An 18,496-nucleotide genomic window follows, 5' to 3' on the forward strand; every position below is an offset into this window, starting at 1 on the left:
AACCGCAACGTCCAGGCCACGGATCTGGGTGCTGAAGCGCTCGGAGATCGCCAGGCCGGCGGCGTCGTCCTTGGCGCTGTTGATGCGCAGGCCCGAGGACAGGCGCTGGATGGTGGTAGCCAGGCTGGAACCGCTGGTCGACAGATTGCGCTGTGCGTTCAGCGACATCACATTGGTGTTGATGACTTGTGCCATTTCCGTGCTCCTGGATACGAAGGTACTGCTGGTTTTTGGGGTGCCCCGGGGGAGGCAATGGGCGATGTGCCCTGGTTGAAATCATTAACGACACCCCGGCCGGAACCTTTAGGGCCCAGCGGGCGAAATTTGCGTTTGTCAACAAAAAACCCCGCCGGAGCGGGGTTTTCTGTGGCGCGTGCTGGTGCGGGATCAGCCGTTCAGCAGGCTCATGACGCTCGAGGGCGACTGGTTGGCCTGGGCCAGCATCGCGGTGCCGGCCTGCTGCAGGATCTGCGTGCGGGTCAGTTCGGCGGTTTCCTTGGCGTAGTCGGTGTCGCGGATACGGCTGCGCGAGGCCGACAGGTTTTCCGAGGTGGTGTTCAGGTTGGCGATGGTGGAGGTGAAGCGGTTCTGGATCGCACCCATGTCGGCACGCGAGGAGTTCACCGCCTTCAGGGCGTCGTCCACGATCGACAGCGCCTTCTGGGCACCGGCGACCGAGGAGATGTCCACGCCGCTGACGGTGTCACGGGCGTCCGCATCGGCGGTGGCGCCAATGCCGGCCATGGCCACGGTCAGGCCGGTGGCATCGGTGGTGGCGGTGGTGAACTCGAAATCCTTGCCCGACTTCAGCGAGGTCAGTTCCAGCTTGCCGTCCTTGTCCAGCGAGGCGTACACGCCGGTCTGGTCCATCTTGTCGTTGATGGCATTGACCACCTTCTTGCTGACGTCGGCGGCCTTGTCGCCCACGGCAACGTCCACGGCAGCAATGGCAACGCCATTGATTTCCATGTCGCTGACAGTGCCCGCGGCCGTCGCGGTGCCGGTCAGGGCCGCTGCGGTCGAGGTCTGCTTGGCAGCGTACAGGCCGTTGCCCAGCTCCGAGGTGCTGGAGTTGACGATGCTGTTGATGCCGATGGTCTGGCCCGAATCGGCGCCGATCTGGAACAGCGCGCCGGAGAACGAACCGTCCAGCAGCTTGGTGCCGTTGAAGTTGGTCTGGCGGGAGACGCGGTCGATTTCCGAGACCAGCTGGTTGACTTCGGCGTTCAGCGCTTCACGGTCGCTGTCGGAGTTGGTGGCGTTGGCCGACTGCACCGACAGTTCGCGGATACGCTGCAGGTTGTTGCCGATTTCCACCATCGCGCCTTCGGCGGTCTGGGCCAGCGAGATGCCGTCGTTGGCATTGCGAACCGCAACGTCCAGGCCGCGGATCTGGGTGCTGAAACGCTCGGAAATCGCCAGGCCGGCGGCGTCGTCCTTGGCGCTGTTGATGCGCAGGCCCGAGGACAGGCGCTGGATCGTGGTGGCCAGGCTGGAACCGCTGGTCGACAGGTTGCGCTGAGCGTTCAGCGACATCACGTTGGTATTGATTACTTGTGCCATTTTTCTCTTTCCTGTGGGCAAGTTCCGGCCGCGGCGTGCACCCGGAGTTGACGCAGAGTCCGCACCCGTGCCGGATGCAGCTGTTGCAGGAGAGATAACGGCGGTTGGCGCGAAGCCTTGAGAAAAAATACGCAGAAAACATCACCCGGGTGGGGTGATGGTCGGTGGTTGCGCGCGTCCGGCAGGGGCCGGAACACGCGCAACAGCCTGCAGCGCGGGGCGTTTTGCGCCCGGCGTGCGCGCTATGTCAGCGGATCGCGTTGAACAGCGACATCTGCTGCATCTGGGTGAAAATGGTCTGCGCGGCCTGCAGGGAAATCTGTTCCAGCTGGTACTGGCCGATGGCTTCGGCGTAGTCGAGGTCGCGCATGGCCGACAGGGTGGTCTTCAGGGTCACGCCGTTGGCGTCGCGCAGGGCGCCGGCATCGTCGATGGCCTTGAGCTGCGCACCGCCGGCGGCGCGGGCGTCGATGAACTTCTCCGAGGCACGGGCCACGTCACGGATGCCGGCCTGCAGGATGTTCTGCTGGCGGGCCACGGCGGTCGGGTCGTCGGCGGCGTTGTCCAGCGCGTTGATCATGCCGTCCAGGGTGGAGAAGATGTCGCGGGCGTCGGCGGCGCCGATGCCGAAGCTGTCGCCGGCCTTGGGTTCGCCTTCGATCCGCATGGAAACGCCTTCGAACGTGATGTCTTCGCCGGCCTTGAAGGCGCCGGTCTTGACCACGGTATTGGTTGCATCCACCACTTCATAGGCGTCCGGGCCGGTGAAGCGCAGGGTGTAGCTGGCCCCATCCCAGTTGCCGGAAGCCGGGTCGCGGCCAAAGGTGGTGAGCACGCCGGTGCCGGTGTTGGTGCCGGCTGCGCTGCCGTCCAGGGTGCCATCGCCGGTGCGGATGCGCAGGAAGATCTCGCTGCCGGGCAGGGCGTCCTTGACGAAGGTGTCCGGGGCCACTTCCACCTGGCGCTGGGTCTGGTCGCCGTTGTAGGTGACCACGCCATTGCTGAGCTTGAACGGCGCATCGGCGTCGTCGGTGCCGCCGAACAGGTAGCGGCCGGTGCCGTCGGTGGAATTGGCCAGCGACAGCAGGCCGTCGCGCACGCTCTTCAGTTCCGAGGCGATCGACTTCAGGTCGGCCGCCGACAGTGCCGGGTTGTTGGCCTGGATGGTCAGCTCGGTGATATGGGCCATCATTTCGCCGGCCTGTGCCAGTGCGTTTTCCTGCAGGCCCAGGCGGTTCTCCACCACGTCGCCATTGCGGGCGAAGCGGTCCAGCTCGGCCACGGCGCGGTCCAGGCCGACCGCGGTGCCCGCGGCGACCGGGTCGTCCTTGGCGCTGACCAGCTTCTTGCCGGTGGCCAACTGCTGCTCCAGGTGGTTCATCTTGCTCTGCTTGGCCATCATCATCGAGATGGACTGGTTGAACATCATCCCGGTGGAGATTCGGTTGTTCATCGCGAAACGGCTCCCAGGATGGTCTGGAACATGGTGTCGGCAGTGGAAATCAGCTGCGAGGCGGCCTGGTAGGCCTGCTGCAGCCGGAGCATGTCGGCGGCTTCTTCGTCCAGGTTGACCCCGGATACCGAGTCGCGCGAGGCCTGTGCCTGGTCGGTGATGACCTGCTGGGCCTGCAGCGAGTAGTCGGCCGCGCGTGCGGCCGAGCCCACCAGCGTGGTCAGGCCACCCAGGGCACCGTTGAGCGTGACCGTGCCGGCGTTGAAGGTCTTGGCGTCCTCCACCTTGGCCAGCAGCAGCGCGTTGCTGTTGTCGCTGGAGCCGGCCGGGGTGGGGCTGATGTTGAAGCTGTCGCCGACCTTCGGCGCGCCATCAAGCACGAAGCTCCAGCCATTGGCGCTGATGGTCTGCCCCGCGGTATAGGTAAACGGCCCGGTGCCATCGATGGTGTATTCGGTGGCGCTGGTGAACACGATCGCGGCGGGATTGCGCAGGTTGGCGTTGGTGTAGTCGCTCACCGCTACGCCGCTGACCTTGCCGGTGCCGGTGTTGCCCAGGCCTGCGGCGGCCTTGATCGGCGCAGCCGCGGCAATGCGCGAGGTATCGGTGATCGCCACCGACAGGGTGCCGGCCACGCCGGCGGTGGGCTGCAGCAGGAAGCGGTCGTTCTGTGCCGGGGTGCCGGACATCACCATTTCCACGCCGTTGAGCACCAGCGGGTCGGCGGCGGTGCCGGTGCCGGTCATCGGCACGGCCGCACCGGTGTCGGCGCGCGTTGCCTGCCACGCACCGCCGTCGAACTTCAGCACGATGTTCTGGCCGTCCAGCTTGGACAGGTCGCCGAAGCTGGCGCTGAAGCTGGCGGTGCCGGTATTGCCGGTGTTGCCGGTGACGCGCGGGCTGCCGTAGTTGAAGAAATCGCCGCCCATGTTGCCGTACAGGTCAACGCCCTGGTGGTGGGTGTCGTTGAAGCTGCTGGCCAGGCCCACGGCGAGCTTGCCCAGCTCGGCCTGTGTGGGGGTGAGCACTGAATCGCGGAATTCGAGCAGGCCGCCGATCTGGCCGCCCAGGCTCTTCGGATCCAGGGTGATCTTCTGGCCCTGGGTTTCCATCGCCAGCTGCAGGCGCTCGGGCTGGTAGGGGTCGGTGACGGTGGTGACCTTGCTGGCGGTGGTGCCCACCACCACGGCCTGGCCGCCAGCGGTATAGACGTTCATGAAGCCGCCGTCCTGGATCACCGCGGTGCCGCCGGTGTAGCCGATCAGGTTGGCCACCAGCTGGTCGCGGCGGTCGAGCAGGTCCGGTGCGGCGGTATTGGCATTGCTGCCGATGGCGCCGTTGAGCTGGGCGATTTCCGCTGCCAGCCGGTTCACTTCGGAGGCGCCGGCGATCAGGCCGTTGTTGACCTCGCCATTGAGCGAATTGAGGCTTTCGTTGAGCTGCTTGAAGCGGCTGGCCAGGGTGCCGGCGTTGTCCAGCACGTTCTGGCGGTCGGCGGTGCCCGAGGCATTGGAGGACAGGCCGCTGACTGTGTCGAAGAAGTTCGACCACACGCCGGACACATTGGTGGCGGTATCGGAGAACAGTGAATCCACGCGGTCGGCCAGGGTGGACAGCTGCTTCAGCCGCGCCAGTTCGCCGCTGCTGTCGAGCAGCCGCGAGATCGCCAGCTGGTCGGCCACGCGGCGCACGTCGGTGATGCGGGTGCCGTTGCCGATATCGCCATAGCCCAGGTTCTGCGGGCTGGCGGTGGCGAAGTCCACCTTCTGCCGGCTGTAGCCGGGCGTGTTGATGTTGGCGACGTTATGGCTGGTGGTGGCCAGTGCGCGCTGGAAGGCGAGCAGGGCGCTGGTGCCGGTGGAAAGTACGGACATGGGTTACCTCAACGACGGATTGCCCCCAGCCCGGCGGGGCTGGCGGTGCTGGCAAAGGTGCGGCCCAGGCGCTGGCTGGCATCGCCCACGGCGGCGATGGCGCGCTCGATGGTCGGGCCGCCGGCGATCGCGGCGATCTTGGCCGCGTAGCTGGGGTCGGTGGCGTAGCCGGCCTTCTGCAGGCCCTGGGCGAAGCCACGGACATCGCCGCCGGCCTGCAGCGCGTTCTGGTAGCGCGGGCTGTTCTTGAGCAGTTTCACGTAGTCGGCAAAACTGTCGCCGACCGAGCCGTAGGCCCGGAAACTGGCAGTTTCATTGCGGCGCACGCCATCGACGTATTCGTGGGTGCCGCTGGTGGCCCGCTCGCCGTTCCAGCCGCTGGCCTTGATGCCGAACAGGTTGTGCGAGCTGCCGCCGCCATTGCGCTGCACCAGCTTGCGGCCCCAGCCGGTTTCCAGCGCGGCCTGGGCGACCAGCGCCTTGGCGTCCACGCCCAGTTCGCGCGCGGCCTGCTGCGCGTGGCCCCAGATGCTGGCCACGAAGCCTTCGGGGGTATGTGCGCCAAGCTGGGCGGCGGCAGTGCTGCCGGCCAGCGTATCCACGGCGCTGGGGCCGGTGGTGGCGGCGGTGGTGCCGACGTCGCGCCAACGGTCGTCGGCCATTGCCCAGTTTTCGCCGGACGTATCGGTGGCGGGCGCGGCGCCGTACGGATCGCTGCGGCCGATCGCTTCATGCATCTGGCTGCTTTCACGTCCGGCAATCAGGTCCAGCGCACGCTCCATCGGCTGCAGCACCGCCGACGGTGCCTGCCCGCCAAGCTGCTGCAGCAGGTCGACTTCGCTTGGTGCGGAAGGCGCTGCACCGGAAGCGGGCAGGGCCATCGGCGCAGCGGCCGGCGCGTTGAGCCGGTAGGCGCGCAGCGCCGCCGCGGGATTCAGGCTGGTGTCGGTGGGCGTGGTGGCCTCGGTCCCGCCACCGCCGAGCTGGCGCGAGATCATCGCCGACAGCCCCAGGCCGCGGCCCTTGGTCATCGCTTCGGCGATCTTCTGGTCGTACATGTCGCGGAACATCTGGTTTTCGCCGGGCAGCAGCGAATCGCCGAAACTGGCATCGCGCATGCTCTTGACCAGCATCTGCGCGAACTGGCCTTCCAGCTGGCGCGCGACCTTGTCGACCTTGGCCGGGCTGTTGGCCTGGGCCGGATTGAGCTCCAGTGACGGTTGGATGCGCATCAGATCACCTCGAGTTCGGCACTCAGCGCGCCGGCCTGCTTGAGCGCCTCCAGGATCGCGATCAGGTCGCCCGGGGCGGCGCCCACCGCATTGACCGCGTGCACGATCTCATCCAGGGTGCTGCCGCCGTTGAACTTGAACATGCGGCTGCCATCGTTGGTGGCGGTGATGGTGGACTGCGGCGTGGCCACGGTCTGGCCACCGGCGAAGGCATTGGGCTGGCTGACGTTGGTGTTTTCGTTGATCGTCACGGTCAGCGAACCGTGCGAGATGGCCGCCGCGCCGACCCGCACCTGCGCGCCGATGACCACGGTGCCGGTACGCGAGTTGACCACCACCTTGGCCGGCGCGGTGCCGGGGGTGAGTTCCAGGTTTTCAATGCGGGCCAGCAGGCCGATGCGCGCGCCCGGGTCCTGGGGCGACTGCACCGCCACGGTGACGCCGTCCACGGCGCGCGCGGCGCCATCGCCGAAGGCGTTGTTCAGCGCGGCGACCATGCGCGACACCGTGGTGAAGTCGTTCTTGTGCAGGTTGAGCGTGATTTCGCCGCCAGCGCTGAACACGTCGGGCAGGGCGCGTTCGACCGTGGCACCGTTGGGAATGCGGCCCACGCTGGGCACGTTGACCGATACCCGCGAGCCATCCTTGCCCTGTGCGCCGAAGCCGCCCACCACCAGGTTGCCCTGGGCGATGGCGTAGACCTGGCCATCGGCACCGCGCAGCGGCGCCATCAGCAGGGAACCGCCACGCAGCGACACCGCGTTGCCGATCGAGGACACGGTGATGTCGATCGGCTGGCCCGGTTTGGCGAACGGCGGCAGCTCGGCGTGGATCGCCACGGCAGCCACATTCTTCAGCTGCGGATTGACGTTGGCCGGCACATTCACGCCCAGCTCGCCCAGCAGGTTCTTCAGGCTCTGCACGGTGAAGGGGGCCTGGCTGGTGCGGTCACCGCTGCCATCCAGGCCGACCACCAGGCCGTAGCCGACCAGCGCATTGCCGCGCACGCCGCCCACCTGCGCCAGGTCCTTGATCCGCTCAGCGGAGGCAGGCGCCGCAACACCCAGAACGGAAGCGGCGATGACAACCGCGTAGAGCCACGCCGTGCGTGGCTGAACAACCAACCGAAGAAAGAATTTCATCATCAGCCTCAGAACGGCACCAGCGCCGAGTTGAAGAAACGACTCAGCCAGCCCATCGCATTGGACTGGGCGACCGGGCCACGACCGCCGTACACGATGCGTGCATCGGCCACGCGGCTGGAGGGAATGGTGTTGTCCGGGAAGATGTCCGCCGCGCGCACGATGCCCTGCACCTGCACCAGTTCGTCGCCCTGGTTCAGCCGCAGGTTCTTGGCCCCCTGCACGACCAGGTTGCCGTTGGGCAGGCGCTGCATCACGGTCACCGTCACGCTGCCCTGCAGGCGGTTGCTCTGCGCGCTGGTGCCCTTGCCCGTGAAGTCTCTCGAGCCGGTCGCGCTGGCGCCCAGGATGTCCTTGCCGCCCAGCGTCACCGGCGCACCGAACAGCGTGGGCGTGCCCAGCGCGAGGTTGGATTCCTTGTCGGTACTGGTGTTGGCGGTGGTCTGCGCGGTGGTGCTTTCGGTCAGGGTGATGGTCAGCAGGTCGCCGACATCACGTGCGCGGCGGTCCGAATACAGCTGCAGGCCGGGGCCCGAGGCGTAGATCGCCCCGGCGGTGGCCGGCGCGCTGGGCGCGACCACGGGCACGACCGGCGCCATTGCCGGATACGGGCGCACATCGCCCGCGATGACGCAGCCGCCGAGCAGGGCGGTCATGGCGCTGGCAAGCAGCAGGCGAAGGGTAGGGCGCAGAGGCGACATGGCAGGTTCCCGGTTCAACCGATCAGACGTTGTTGTTGAGGTAGCCGAGCATGGAGTCGGTAGTGGAGATCGCCTTGGCGTTCATTTCGTAGGCGCGCTGGGTTTCGATCATCGACACCAGCTCTTCGACCACGTTGACGTTGCTGCCTTCCAGTGCACCCTGCACCACGCTGCCCAGGCCGTTCAGGCCGGGGTTGCCGTTCTGTGCGGGGCCCGAGGCGGTGGTTTCCAGGAACAGGTTTTCACCGCGTGCCTGCAGGCCGGCCGGATTGACGAAGTCGGTAAGGGTCAGCGCGCCGATTTCGACCGAGGCGGCGTCGTCGGCCATCTTCACGCTGATGGTGCCGTCGGTGCCGATGGTGAGCGACTGCGCGCCCTCCGGAATCTGGATGCCCGGCTGCACCGGATAGCCGCTGTTGGTGACCAGTTCGCCCTGCTGGTTGCGCTGGAACGAGCCGTCGCGGGTATACGCCGACGAACCATCGGGCATCTGCACTTCGAAGAAGCCGCGGCCGTTCACCATCACGTCCAGGGCGCGGCCGGTCTGCTGCTGGCTGCCCTGTTCGAAGTTCTTGGAGGTGGCCACCACGCGCACGCCGGTACCCAGCTGCAGGCCGGTGGGCAGCTGCGTCTGTGCCGACGAAGAACCGCCGGGCTGGCGTACCTGCTGGTACAGCAGGTCTTCGAAGCTGGCACGGTCCTGCTTGAAGCCGGTGGTGTTGGTGTTGGCGAGGTTGTTGGAAACCACCGACATGCGCGTCTGCTGCGCATCCAGTCCGGTCTTGGCTATCCACAATGCCTGGTTCATGGCCTTGTTCCTGTGTTGATGCGGGTGGCCACGTGGGGTGGCCGTTGTCCTGGCTGATGCATGGCGCGTGCCACAACCGCGCCGGAATTACGTCGGGGCGGCCGGTCAGCTGCCCAGGCGCAGCAGGGAGTTGGCGCTGCGGGCGTTTTCATCGCCGTGCTTGATCACCTTCACCTGCATTTCGTATTGCCGCTGCAGCTGGATCATCTGCACCAGCGCGCCGGCGGCATCCACGTTGCTGCCTTCGAGCTGGCCACTGTCCAGCGACTTGCCCTGGGCCTGCACGAACGGCTGCTGCGGGTCGGTGTTGCGCATCAACCCGTCCAGCCCGCGCTCCAGCCGCGCATCCTCGGCAGCGACCACGCGCAGGCGGCCGATCACCGCCATGGTCTGCGGGCCTTCGCCCTGCGGGATGATCGAGATGGTGCCGTCGTTGCCGATGTCCATCGCCTGGTGCGGCGGAATCGCGATCGGGGCCCCGTTCTCGTCCAGCACCGGATGGCCGCCGGCGGTCACCAGCTGGCCATTGGGCGTGATCGACAGCGATGCACCGCGGGTATAGGCCTCACCGCCCCCGGTCGGCGCCTGCACCGCCAGCCAGTTGCCTGCGTCCAGCGACAGGTCCAGCGCGTTGCCGGTGATGTGCTGTGCGCCCTGGCGCCGGTTGAAGCCGGCGTCCACGTGCAGGGCATCCACGCGCGAGGCATAGCCGGCACCCTTGATCGGGAAGGCCTCGGTATTGGCGAGGGCTTCCTTGAATCCAGGCGTATCGGTGTTGGCCAGGTTGTGCGACAGCGTTCCCTGCGCCTGCAGGGACGCACGTGCACCGGTCATCGCGACGTAGAGCGCCTTGTCCATCGTTGTATTCCCGTGCTGCTGCGATCAGTGGCTCATCAACGGATGTTGATGATGGTCTGGGTGATCTGGTCCATCGTGGAGACCATCTGCGAGTTGGCCTGGAAGTTGCGCTGGGCGGTGATCATGTTCACCAGCTGCTCGGTCAGGTCGACCGTGGAGGCTTCCAGCGAACCGGCCTGCACCTTGCCCAGGTTGGAGCTGTCGGGCGCGCCGGTACGCGGGGTGCCGGAGCTGAAGGTTTCCACCCACAGGTTGTTGCCCTTGGCTTCCAGGCCCTGCGAGTTGTTGAAGGTGGTGAGCGCGACCTGGCCCAGCGGCTTGTCGTCGCCGTTGGTGTAGCGGGCATAGACCACGCCCTCTTCGGACACGGTGATTTCGTTGAGCTTGCCGGCGGCGTAGCCGTCCTGCTGGGTGTTGCGCAGCGCGAACTTCTCGCCGTACTGGGTCGACCCGGTGACATCCAGGGTCATCGCCAGGGTGCCGGCGCCGGTGGTCGGGGTGAACGGGTCCATCACGATCTGGCCGTTGGCCGGGGTGGTCAGCGCGCCGGCATCGTTGAAGGTCAACGTGGTCGGGGTGCCCACGGCCTGGCCATCGACGTAGTTGTAGACCTGCCATTCGTTGGCGGTGGCCGTCTTGACGAAGTACGAGGTCTGGGTGTGGCTCACGCCCAGCGAGTCGTACACGGTGATGCCGCCGGTGGACTGGTTGTAGCTGTTGGAATCGGTCGGGTCGAACGTGGCCAGGGTCGGCTGCTTGGCGTTGGCCGGCAGGGTGAACGCCACGTTGACCTTGCCGGTCTGCTTGGGCGGGCTGTCGGTGGTGAGCAGCTGCAGGTCGGTCAGGCGGCCGCTGTCGAAGCTGGTGCCGTCGGCGTTGGGCGCGAACACCTGCAGGCGCGCACCCTGCGGGTTGGTCACGTAGCCGGCCTGGTCGGTCTGGAAGTTGCCGGCGCGCGAGTACACGCGGGCGCCGTTCATGCTCATGGTGAAGAAGCCTTCGCCGGAGATCGCCATGTCCAGGCTGCGCCCGGTCTGCTCGTTGTTGCCCTGCGAGAACTGCTGGGCCACGTTGGTCAGGCGCACGCCCGAACCTACTGCATTCTTGGACAGGCCATAGCTGGTGGCCGAGAACAGGTCGGCGAACTCGGCGCGCGATTCCTTGAAGCCGGTGGTGTTGACGTTGGCGATGTTGTTCGCGGTGACGTTCAGGTCGGCATTGGCGGCATTGATGCCGGACAGCGAGATGTTGAAGCCCATGGGATTCTCCTTGGATGCGTGACGAAGGGACTCAGCTGACGCGCAGCACGTAGTCGATCGGGGCCGTGCCCAGGCCCTTGAGGTTGAGGTAGAGGCCGTCCGAGCCGACGGTGACGCTTTCCACCGGTGCTTCGACGTAGGTGTTGATCTTGGTCTGGGTGCCGGCGCTGTCGGTGTGGGTGGCGGCGATGGTGTAGCTGCCGGCGGCCATGCGGTTGCCGTTGGCATCCTTGCCATCCCAGTTGAAGGTCACTTCGCCGGCTTCCTTGGCTTCCACGCTGAGCTGGGTCACCTTCACGCCGTTGGCGTCGGTGATGTCCACGGTGACGTAGCCGGCGCCGGGCGCAGCGACCATGCCGCTGGTATCGCCTTCGGTTTCCAGCTGCCACTTGGTGGAGGGCACCAGCACGTCATGGCCGACCAGCGCCGCGCCGCGCAGCACCTGGTCGCCGGCCATCGATTCCTGGAAGCCCTGGACGGTGCTGTTGAGGTCATTGATGCCCTGCACCTGCGACAGCTGCGCCATCTGCGCCACCATCTGGGTGTTGTCCATGGGCTTGAGCGGATCCTGGTGCTGCAGCTGCTCGGTCATCAGGCGCAGGAAGTCGGCCTGGTCCAGGGTGTCCTTCTTCTTGGTGGTGCTGCTGTTGGGTGCGTTCAGGCCCAAGGCGCTGTAGATGTCGGTGTTGCCGACGCCGCTGGTGCTGCTCATGACGGTATGTCCTGCAATAAGAAGGGTCAGCGACCCATGGTCAGGGTGGCCAGCGCCAGTTCCTTGGCGGTGGTGAGCATCTCCACGCCGGCCTGGTAGTTGCGCGAGGTCGAGATCAGGTTGACCATCTGGGCGACGGGGTCGACATCGGGCTGGTAGATGTAGCCATCGCCATCGGCCAGCGGGTGGCCGGGCTCGTAGCGCTTGATCGGCGCGGCGTTGCTCTGGCTGATTTCCTTGACCTGGACGGTGGTGATGTTCGGGTCGGTGCGGCTGGTGACCGACTGGAAGATCGGCTCGAGCGGCTTGTACACGGCATCGGCCGAGCCGGCGACGGTGTCGGCGTTGGACAGGTTGGAGGCCAGCGTGCTCATGCGCACGGACTGGGCCTGCAGCGCGGAGCCGGCGATATCGAAGATGGGCAGGTTGCTCATGGCTTATTGCCCCGTGATCGCGGTGAGCATGGAGCGCACCTTGGATTCGACGAAGCTCAGCGAGGCGCGATATTCCAGCGCGGCGCGGCCATAGGCGGCGCGCTCGGCATCGGGATCGACGGTGTTGCCGTCGATGCTCGGCTGCACGCCTTCCTTGGTGATCTGGAACGGGTTGAGCCCACCGCCGATGCTGAAGTGCTGCTCATTGGTGGTCCGCATGAGCCCGTTGCTGTCGGCACCCTGGGCATTGCGCAGGGCGGCATCGAAGTCCAGGTCCTGGGCCTTGTACCCGGGGGTATCGGCATTGCTCAGGTTGCTGGCAATCAGCTTCATCCGCTGCTCGCGCAACGGCATGGCCTGGGCATGGACACCCAGATAGTCGGAAATCAGGTTGGGCATGGCGCTCTCCCACGGGACGATGTGGGGGAGGCTGCAAGGGCCGTGCCAGAACGGGCAACCGCGCCGAACCGAAGGCCTTGGTTGATTGACCGGGATCCCAATGGGCCCGTATGAATTCGTAGCCCCGGCCGTTGGCCGGAAACCGCGCGCAGCGCGGCCCAAGCGTCCGAAGCCGGCGGGTTATCGATCGCGGCCAACATCCCGGCGTTTAGAGGTTCCGAAGCCGCCCGTCAGGCGTTCATGTCGCCTGATACACGGTTTCGTTCTGGTTGCACACCCGGACGTACGGTCGCGACCGACAGCCTGTCAGGCTCCGGACCCTTGGGCCGCGCTGCGCGCGGTGCCCGGCCAACGGCCGGGGCTACGAATTCATACGGGCCCATTGGGGGCCGGATCAATCAACCGAGGTCAACGGCCGGTCAGGCCGCCAGGGCGACCTTGCGCAGGCGATCCAGCACGAAATCGGCCAGTTCGTGTGGGGAATACTTGGCCACGAAGGCGTTGGCGCCGACCCGCTCGACCATGGCGTTGTTGAATACGCCCGAGAGGGAGGTGTGAAGCAGCACGTACAGGCCGGCCAGGCCCGGATGGCGACGGATTTCCGTCGTCAGGGTGTAGCCGTCCATGGCCGGCATTTCGATGTCCGAAATGACCATGGCGTAACGCTCGGCCGGGTTTTCGCCGGCGGCGTGGATCTGCAGCAGGTGGTCCAGCGCCTGCTTGCCGTCCGAGAGCAGGGTGGCGCCCACGCCCAGCTGGTCCAGCACGCTGCGGATCTGCTGGCGGGCAACCCGCGAGTCGTCCACCACCAGCACCTGCAGCTGCGGGGCGTCGGCCGGCAGCGCCATCGAGGGGTCCAGCACGGCCTCGCCACGCACCTGGGCGATGTCGGCCAGCACGCTTTCCACGTCGATCACCTGGATCAGCTCACCCTGGAAGCGGGTGACGGCGGTCAGGTAGCTCGATTCGGCGCCCAGCTCCGGCGGCGGGTGGATGTCTTCGACCGCGATGTTGACGATGCGCTCCACGCCGCTGACCAGGAAGCCCTGGATCGAGCGGTTGAATTCGGTCACCACCAGGTAGCCCGGCGACTTGTCGGCGTCCGGCTCGCGCTCGGGGTGGCCGATCGCCAGGCCCAGGTCCAGCACCGGTACCGAGCGGCCGCGCACGTCGGCCACGCCGGCGAACTGGCTGGGCAGCCCGGGTACCTGGAACAGGTCCGGCCGGCGCAGGACTTCCTGCACCTTGAACACGTTGACGCCAAAAAGCTGACGTCCGCCAAGGCGGAACAGCAGCAGGGCCAGGCGGTTGTGGCCCGCCAGGCGCGTGCGCTGGTCGATGCGGTTGAGCAGGTCATGTGACATGGGGGATGTATCGGCGGCATTGGCAATCACTTGAGCGCCGCGCGCCGTGAATGAACGGCACGGTCCTTGCAGGGTGCTGCGCATGTGCCTTGCCCCGGAGCCGCCATGCGTATCCTTCCTATAGTTGTCGCGCTGATCGCGTTGGTAGGTGCGTCCCCGCACGCCCAGGCCGCTGGCGGCTGGCAGCCGGTGGACAGCATCCGCGCCGCCGCGCTGTCCACGTTGCCGGCGGGCAGCGAAGGCGACACCACCCTGGATTCGGCGCTGCGCCTGCCGGCCTGCGGCCAGGACCTGCGCGCCCAGCCCACCGGCACCAGCACCGTGGAGGTCAGCTGCCCCGACGCGGGCGGCTGGCGCCTGTTCGTACCGGTGAAGGTGCGCCGCAACCAGACCGTGCTGATCCTCAATCGGGGCATTGCCGCTGGAGAAACGCTGGGGGTGGCCGATATCACCACGGCACAGCGAGACGTAGCCCGCATTGCCGGTGCCGCCCTGGCCGACCCGGCCGTGGCGGTGGGGCGGGTGGCGCGGCGTACGTTGAGTGCCGGCAGCCTGCTGTCGGCCAACGACCTGGTCGCCCAGCGTCTCATCCGGCGCGGCGACAGCGTCGCCCTGGTCTCCCGTTTTGGCGGGGTCGAGGTCCGGGTGGCGGGGAAGGCTCTGGCCGATGCAGGTGAAAATGAACGCGTATCCGTGGAAAATCTGTCGTCACGCAAGGTGGTCCAGGGCACGGTGGCGGCCAGCGGCGACGTTTTTGTGACGCGCTGACCACTCCAGCACGCAAAATCTCCTAAAGATGCCGGCCCCCGTGCCGTTATCCCTTGTGAACCGTAACTCCCAGGACAACCCATGAGCCAGAAAATCGACGGCAACCTGCAGGCGACCGCCCATCTGCGCAGCATTGCGCCGGGTAACAAGCCCAGCGTGAGCACCGATGCCCCGGCGCGGCCGGTGGAAGCGGCCGACAGCCTGAAGCTGACCGGCGAGGCCACCAGCCTGCAGGCGCTGCAGCGCGAACTGAGCACCGCCCCGGCGATCGATGCCGGCCGCGTGCAGGCCGTGCGCGAGTCGCTGCAGAACGGCACCTACAAGATCAATCCGGACGCGATCGCCTCGCGCATGCTTGAGCTGGACCAGCAGCTGCAGAAATGAAGCTGGCCATGAGCGAGCCATTGCAGCGCCTCAGCGATGCCTTGGACGTCGAACGCCAGGCCTTGGTGGAGCATGACGTCCAGTCCCTGATCCGCGCCACCAGCGCCAAGCTCGATGCGCTGCGTGCGCTGGAGCAGGTGTTGCCGGTGGGGCAGAACGAACGCCTGCAGGAGCTGGCCGAGCGCAACCGCGCCAACGGCGTGCTGCTGGCGCGCCGCCGCCGCGAGGTCAACTGGGCACTGCGCCAGCTGGGCCGCAGCGAAGCCTCCTCGGCGTACGACGCCAAGGGCCAGGCCAACACCCTGCATACGCGCAGGCCGCTGGCGGTCGCCTAGGCGCCAACACGGATATAGTGGGCACCTGTTTCGACTGCCCCGATGTGACCGTGACCGCGCCCACCACTTTTGTCACCGCACCGCTGCCGCCGCAGCCGGTTCTGCTCGCGCTGTTCGAGCGCATCAACGAAGGCGTGCTCCTGTTCCGTGATGACGGCAGCGTGGCCGTGGCCAACGCCGCCGTGCGCGGCATGCTCGGCCAGGCCGAGATCGATGCCGGCGTGGATCCCGCGCAATGGCTGCGCCAGCTGCTGCCGCCCGATGCACTGGAGCATGCGCGCCTGCACGGCCACTGGAACGGCAGCCTGCCCGTGGGCGAACGCATGGTCATCGCACATGTCTACCAGCAGGAAGACGCCGGCCGGCTTCACTACCTGGCGCTGTTCCGTCGCATCGAAGGCCAGGAAGACTACGAACGCGAGCTGCAGCAGCGCCACGCCGAGCTGCGCCAGGCCTACCTGCGCCTCAACGGCACCCAGGAAAAACTGCTGCAGTCGGAAAAGATGGCCTCCATCGGCCAGCTCGCCGCCGGCGTCGCGCACGAGATCAACAATCCCATCGGCTACGTGCACTCCAACCTGGGCAGCCTGCAGGAATACCTGCGCAGCCTGTTCACCGTGATCGAAGCCTATGAGCGGGCACTGCGCGCGCCGGACCCGAAGGCGCTGATTCCCGAAATCGACGATATCCGCAACCGCTTCGACATCGATTTCATCAGCCGCGACCTGCCGCAGCTGATGGCCGAATCACGCGAAGGCATCGAGCGGGTCACCCGGATCGTGCGTGACCTGAAGGACTTCTCCTATTCCGGACGCGACGAATCGTGGAAGCTGGTCGACCTGCACTCGGGTCTTGAGTCCACGATCAACATCATCTGGAACGAGCTCAAGTACAAGGTGACGCTGCACCGCGAGTTCGGCCAGCTGCCGCTGGTGGAATGCCTGCCGTCCGAGCTCAACCAGGTCTACATGAACCTGCTGCTCAATGCCGGCCACGCCATCGCCGAGCGCGGCACCATCACCGTGCGCACCGGCGTGGACGGCGACTACGTCTGGGTGGAATTCGAAGACACCGGTGGCGGCATTTCGCCGGACCTGCGCCAGCGCATCTTCGATCCGTTCTTCACCACCAAGCCGGTGGGTAGCGGCACCGGGCTGGGGCTGTCGATCTCCTACAGCATCATCAACAAACACCACGGGCGGATCGACCTGGACAGCACCCCGGGCGTGGGTTCGCGATTCCGCTTGGTGTTGCCGATCAAGCAACCGCGGTAAAGCGCAGTCCCGATCATTTTCATGCGTTACCGCGCGTTGCTGGGTTCACGGCAGTCGTTTGGGAACCGACTCTACCAGCGCAGGGTGTGCCTGCCGTTCGTTTCCGCCCGCGACAAACTGTGAGGGGAGGGCTGCCCGGCGCCCTCCCCATCACGTAGCTACGGAAACGCTGCTCTCAATCGCCTTCCGGCGCCGGTATCGCAACGGGCTGTGATGTATTGGCGCGCCGTTGCTCTTCGTGCGTGCGGAATGCCTGGTGGATGTGCTTGCGCAGCTCGTCGTCGTTCCAGGGCTTGGTCAGGAAGCGGTAGATCGCGCCGCGGTTGATCGCGTCGGTGACCGTGTTGAGGTCCGTGTAGCCCGACAGCACCAGCCGGATCGTGTCCGGGTACAGCATCTTCACCCGGCCCAGGAACTCCGTGCCGCTCATGTCGCTCATGCGCTGGTCCGACAGGATCACCTGCACATCGTTGATCGCCAGCAGGTCGAACGCATCGCGCACGTTGCCCGCCGCCAGGATCCGGTAACCATCGCGGCGGAACAGGCGCACCAGCGAACGCAGCACGTTCTCCTCATCATCCAGCAGCAGCAGCGTGCGGTCCGGGCGGGTTTCGGCGAACGCTTCCGGGCGCAGGTAGCGCCGGCGCAGGGTCATGCCCGCCGCGTCGGCCGACATCGGCTCGCCGAACAGGTACCCCTGGAACACGTCGCAGTCATTGCGGCGCAGGAAGCCCAGCTGCGCCTGCGACTCCACCCCGTTGGCGATCACTGTCATGCCGAGCTGGTGGCCCATGGCGATGATCGCGCGCGCAATGGCCGCCTCGCGGTTGCCGGCCGGCGCGCTCTTGATGAAGCTGCGGTCGATCTTCAGCTTGTCCACCGGGTAGCGCACCAGCGCGCTCAGGCTGGAATCGCCAGTACCGAAGTTGTCCAGGCTCAGGCTGATGCCTTCGTTGCGCAGGTTCACCAGCGTTTCGTGCACGAAGTTGACGTTGTTGGTCAGCGCACTTTCGTTGATTTCCAGCGTGAGCATGTGCGCCGGCACCCCGGCGGTCTGCATCAGCGCCATCACCTCACCGAAGAAGTTCGGACGCAGCAGCTGCAGCGTCGACACGTTCACCGCGATGGTGAAGTCATCGAAGCCCAGGTCCCGCCAGAGCCTGGCCTGCTTCAGTGCGCCCTCCAGCACCCACGTGCCGATCTGAACGATGATGCCCAGCCGCTCGGCGGTGCGCATGAAACGCTCCGGCACCAGCATGCCCAGTGTCGGTGACTGCCAGCGCAGCAGCGCCTCCATCCCGACCACGTGGCCATCGCGGGCGCTCACCAGCGGCTGGTAGCGCAGCTTCAGCTCGCCATTGGGAATGGCGTCCACGATCTGGCGCGCGATGATGCTCTCGCTGTGCGCGCTGGACGGGGTGTTGACCGCGTGGATGCGCACGGCATTGCCGCCCTCGCGGGCGGCCTGGTACAGCGCGTCCTCGGCATGGTCGAGCAGGCGCGAGGTCTCTGTCGCATGTTCCGGACACAGGCTGACGCCGAGTTTGCCGGTCATGAACAGCGTATACGGCAGCACCGAGAGCGGCAGCTCCAGCTGCTGCCGGATCTCTTCGGCCAGGTCGTCCGGCAGCGGCAGGTCGGCCGTGCGCGGTACCGCGATCAGGAACTCATCGCTGCCATGCCGCCACAGCTTGCCCCGCCCGCGCAGGTGGTGCTGCAGGCGCTGGGCCACCAGCACCAGCGCCTGATCGCCGACCTCGGCGCTCATGTTCTCGTTGACCGACGCGAAGTGGTCGATATCCACGTGCATCAGCATCAACGGCGTGCCACCGGAGGCGGCCTCGGCCACCATCGCCTGCAGCGCAGGATTGCCGGCACCCAGCCGGGGCGGCGCGTCCTCGATGCTGACCAGGGGCAGGGAAGGGTTCCACATCAC

At 66.6% G+C, this 18,496-nt stretch carries 19 protein-coding genes; 4 read left to right on the forward strand and 15 right to left on the reverse strand.

Annotation, left to right across the window (positions count from 1 at the left end):
- The 14 genes from AC06E7_RS10800 to AC06E7_RS10865 form a co-directional block, all read right to left on the reverse strand.
- The coding region (locus AC06E7_RS10800; protein WP_478064629.1) for a flagellin N-terminal helical domain-containing protein at positions 1 to 195 on the reverse strand (195 nt) is incomplete at its 3' end.
- A 192-nt stretch (positions 196 to 387) separates the two neighbouring features.
- The gene (locus AC06E7_RS10805; protein WP_068851721.1) at positions 388 to 1,563 is read right to left on the reverse strand and encodes a flagellin; all 1,176 of its coding nucleotides are present in this window, start codon (positions 1,561 to 1,563) and stop codon (positions 388 to 390) included.
- Between the two features lie 247 nt (positions 1,564 to 1,810).
- A complete protein-coding gene (gene flgL / locus AC06E7_RS10810) occupies positions 1,811 to 3,016 on the reverse strand; it encodes a flagellar hook-associated protein FlgL (RefSeq protein ID WP_068851723.1) in 1,206 nt (401 codons plus the stop codon).
- Complete coding sequence (gene flgK, locus AC06E7_RS10815; protein WP_210132474.1) at positions 3,013 to 4,890, reverse strand: flagellar hook-associated protein FlgK; 1,878 nt, start codon at positions 4,888 to 4,890, stop codon at positions 3,013 to 3,015. Before flgK ends, flgL begins: the two co-directional genes overlap by 4 nt.
- A gap of 8 nt (positions 4,891 to 4,898) precedes the next feature.
- Positions 4,899 to 6,122 (reverse strand): flagellar assembly peptidoglycan hydrolase FlgJ, encoded by a 1,224-nt coding sequence (gene flgJ / locus AC06E7_RS10820; protein ID WP_478064632.1) that lies wholly within the window; start codon positions 6,120 to 6,122, stop codon positions 4,899 to 4,901.
- A complete protein-coding gene (locus AC06E7_RS10825; protein WP_254622045.1) occupies positions 6,122 to 7,264 on the reverse strand; it encodes a flagellar basal body P-ring protein FlgI in 1,143 nt (380 codons plus the stop codon). Before AC06E7_RS10825 ends, flgJ begins: the two co-directional genes overlap by 1 nt.
- A gap of 8 nt (positions 7,265 to 7,272) precedes the next feature.
- Complete coding sequence (flgH, locus tag AC06E7_RS10830) at positions 7,273 to 7,965, reverse strand: flagellar basal body L-ring protein FlgH (RefSeq protein WP_478064635.1); 693 nt, start codon at positions 7,963 to 7,965, stop codon at positions 7,273 to 7,275.
- A gap of 22 nt (positions 7,966 to 7,987) precedes the next feature.
- A complete protein-coding gene (flgG, locus tag AC06E7_RS10835) occupies positions 7,988 to 8,773 on the reverse strand; it encodes a flagellar basal-body rod protein FlgG (protein ID WP_068851734.1) in 786 nt (261 codons plus the stop codon).
- Positions 8,774 to 8,878: 105 nt separating this feature from the next.
- Positions 8,879 to 9,631 (reverse strand): flagellar basal body rod protein FlgF, encoded by a 753-nt coding sequence (locus tag AC06E7_RS10840; protein WP_068851737.1) that lies wholly within the window; start codon positions 9,629 to 9,631, stop codon positions 8,879 to 8,881.
- 35 nt (positions 9,632 to 9,666) lie between these two features.
- Positions 9,667 to 10,890, reverse strand: a complete 1,224-nt coding sequence (gene flgE / locus AC06E7_RS10845; RefSeq protein WP_068851739.1) for a flagellar hook protein FlgE — start codon at positions 10,888 to 10,890, stop codon at positions 9,667 to 9,669.
- Positions 10,891 to 10,921: 31 nt separating this feature from the next.
- Complete coding sequence (locus tag AC06E7_RS10850) at positions 10,922 to 11,602, reverse strand: flagellar hook assembly protein FlgD (RefSeq protein ID WP_093532817.1); 681 nt, start codon at positions 11,600 to 11,602, stop codon at positions 10,922 to 10,924.
- 26 nt (positions 11,603 to 11,628) lie between these two features.
- Positions 11,629 to 12,036 carry a flagellar basal body rod protein FlgC gene (gene flgC / locus AC06E7_RS10855; protein WP_068851745.1) on the reverse strand — a complete coding sequence of 136 codons (408 nt, stop codon included), beginning with the start codon at positions 12,034 to 12,036 and terminating at the stop codon, positions 11,629 to 11,631.
- A 3-nt stretch (positions 12,037 to 12,039) separates the two neighbouring features.
- Positions 12,040 to 12,435, reverse strand: a complete 396-nt coding sequence (flgB, locus tag AC06E7_RS10860) for a flagellar basal body rod protein FlgB (protein WP_068851748.1) — start codon at positions 12,433 to 12,435, stop codon at positions 12,040 to 12,042.
- A gap of 419 nt (positions 12,436 to 12,854) precedes the next feature.
- Positions 12,855 to 13,799: a chemotaxis protein gene (locus tag AC06E7_RS10865; RefSeq protein ID WP_068851752.1), complete on the reverse strand. Its 945-nt coding sequence runs from the start codon at positions 13,797 to 13,799 to the stop codon at positions 12,855 to 12,857.
- Positions 13,800 to 13,904: 105 nt separating this feature from the next.
- Here AC06E7_RS10865 and flgA point away from each other — a divergent pair, with 105 nt between their 5' ends.
- The 4 genes from flgA (at position 13,905) to AC06E7_RS10885 (ending at position 16,560) form a co-directional block, all read left to right on the forward strand.
- Entirely contained in the window at positions 13,905 to 14,567 is a 663-nt protein-coding gene (gene flgA, locus AC06E7_RS10870; RefSeq protein ID WP_184123695.1) for a flagellar basal body P-ring formation chaperone FlgA, read from the forward strand.
- Between the two features lie 81 nt (positions 14,568 to 14,648).
- Complete coding sequence (flgM, locus tag AC06E7_RS10875) at positions 14,649 to 14,951, forward strand: flagellar biosynthesis anti-sigma factor FlgM (RefSeq protein WP_068851758.1); 303 nt, start codon at positions 14,649 to 14,651, stop codon at positions 14,949 to 14,951.
- 2 nt (positions 14,952 to 14,953) lie between these two features.
- Complete coding sequence (locus AC06E7_RS10880; protein ID WP_473168603.1) at positions 14,954 to 15,286, forward strand: flagellar protein FlgN; 333 nt, start codon at positions 14,954 to 14,956, stop codon at positions 15,284 to 15,286.
- 44 nt (positions 15,287 to 15,330) lie between these two features.
- Positions 15,331 to 16,560, forward strand: a complete 1,230-nt coding sequence (locus AC06E7_RS10885) for an ATP-binding protein (protein ID WP_179197305.1) — start codon at positions 15,331 to 15,333, stop codon at positions 16,558 to 16,560.
- Between the two features lie 175 nt (positions 16,561 to 16,735).
- Here AC06E7_RS10885 and AC06E7_RS10890 read toward each other — a convergent pair whose 3' ends face one another.
- Entirely contained in the window at positions 16,736 to 18,493 is a 1,758-nt protein-coding gene (locus tag AC06E7_RS10890) for an EAL domain-containing protein (RefSeq protein ID WP_478064640.1), read from the reverse strand.
- Positions 18,494 to 18,496: the final 3 nt, after the last annotated feature.

The organism is Stenotrophomonas sp. Steno-Z4 (assembly GCF_056393145.1).

Excerpts from the sequence above, each read along its gene's own strand:
- flgL (WP_068851723.1), bottom strand. The coding sequence starts at position 3,016 with ATGAACAACCGAATCTCCACCGGGATGATGTTCAACCAGTCCATCTCG.
- flgE (WP_068851739.1), bottom strand. The coding sequence starts at position 10,890 with ATGGGCTTCAACATCTCGCTGTCCGGCATCAATGCCGCCAATGCCGAC.
- flgG (WP_068851734.1), bottom strand. The coding sequence starts at position 8,773 with ATGAACCAGGCATTGTGGATAGCCAAGACCGGACTGGATGCGCAGCAG.
- AC06E7_RS10890 (WP_478064640.1), bottom strand. The coding sequence starts at position 18,493 with ATGTGGAACCCTTCCCTGCCCCTGGTCAGCATCGAGGACGCGCCGCCC.
- AC06E7_RS10805 (WP_068851721.1), bottom strand. The coding sequence starts at position 1,563 with ATGGCACAAGTAATCAATACCAACGTGATGTCGCTGAACGCTCAGCGC.
- flgA (WP_184123695.1), top strand. The coding sequence starts at position 13,905 with ATGCGTATCCTTCCTATAGTTGTCGCGCTGATCGCGTTGGTAGGTGCG.
- AC06E7_RS10850 (WP_093532817.1), bottom strand. The coding sequence starts at position 11,602 with ATGAGCAGCACCAGCGGCGTCGGCAACACCGACATCTACAGCGCCTTG.
- AC06E7_RS10840 (WP_068851737.1), bottom strand. The coding sequence starts at position 9,631 with ATGGACAAGGCGCTCTACGTCGCGATGACCGGTGCACGTGCGTCCCTG.
- flgC (WP_068851745.1), bottom strand. The coding sequence starts at position 12,036 with ATGAGCAACCTGCCCATCTTCGATATCGCCGGCTCCGCGCTGCAGGCC.
- flgK (WP_210132474.1), bottom strand. The coding sequence starts at position 4,890 with ATGTCCGTACTTTCCACCGGCACCAGCGCCCTGCTCGCCTTCCAGCGC.
- flgH (WP_478064635.1), bottom strand. The coding sequence starts at position 7,965 with ATGTCGCCTCTGCGCCCTACCCTTCGCCTGCTGCTTGCCAGCGCCATG.
- flgJ (WP_478064632.1), bottom strand. The coding sequence starts at position 6,122 with ATGCGCATCCAACCGTCACTGGAGCTCAATCCGGCCCAGGCCAACAGC.
- AC06E7_RS10825 (WP_254622045.1), bottom strand. The coding sequence starts at position 7,264 with ATGAAATTCTTTCTTCGGTTGGTTGTTCAGCCACGCACGGCGTGGCTC.
- flgM (WP_068851758.1), top strand. The coding sequence starts at position 14,649 with ATGAGCCAGAAAATCGACGGCAACCTGCAGGCGACCGCCCATCTGCGC.
- AC06E7_RS10865 (WP_068851752.1), bottom strand. The coding sequence starts at position 13,799 with ATGTCACATGACCTGCTCAACCGCATCGACCAGCGCACGCGCCTGGCG.
- flgB (WP_068851748.1), bottom strand. The coding sequence starts at position 12,435 with ATGCCCAACCTGATTTCCGACTATCTGGGTGTCCATGCCCAGGCCATG.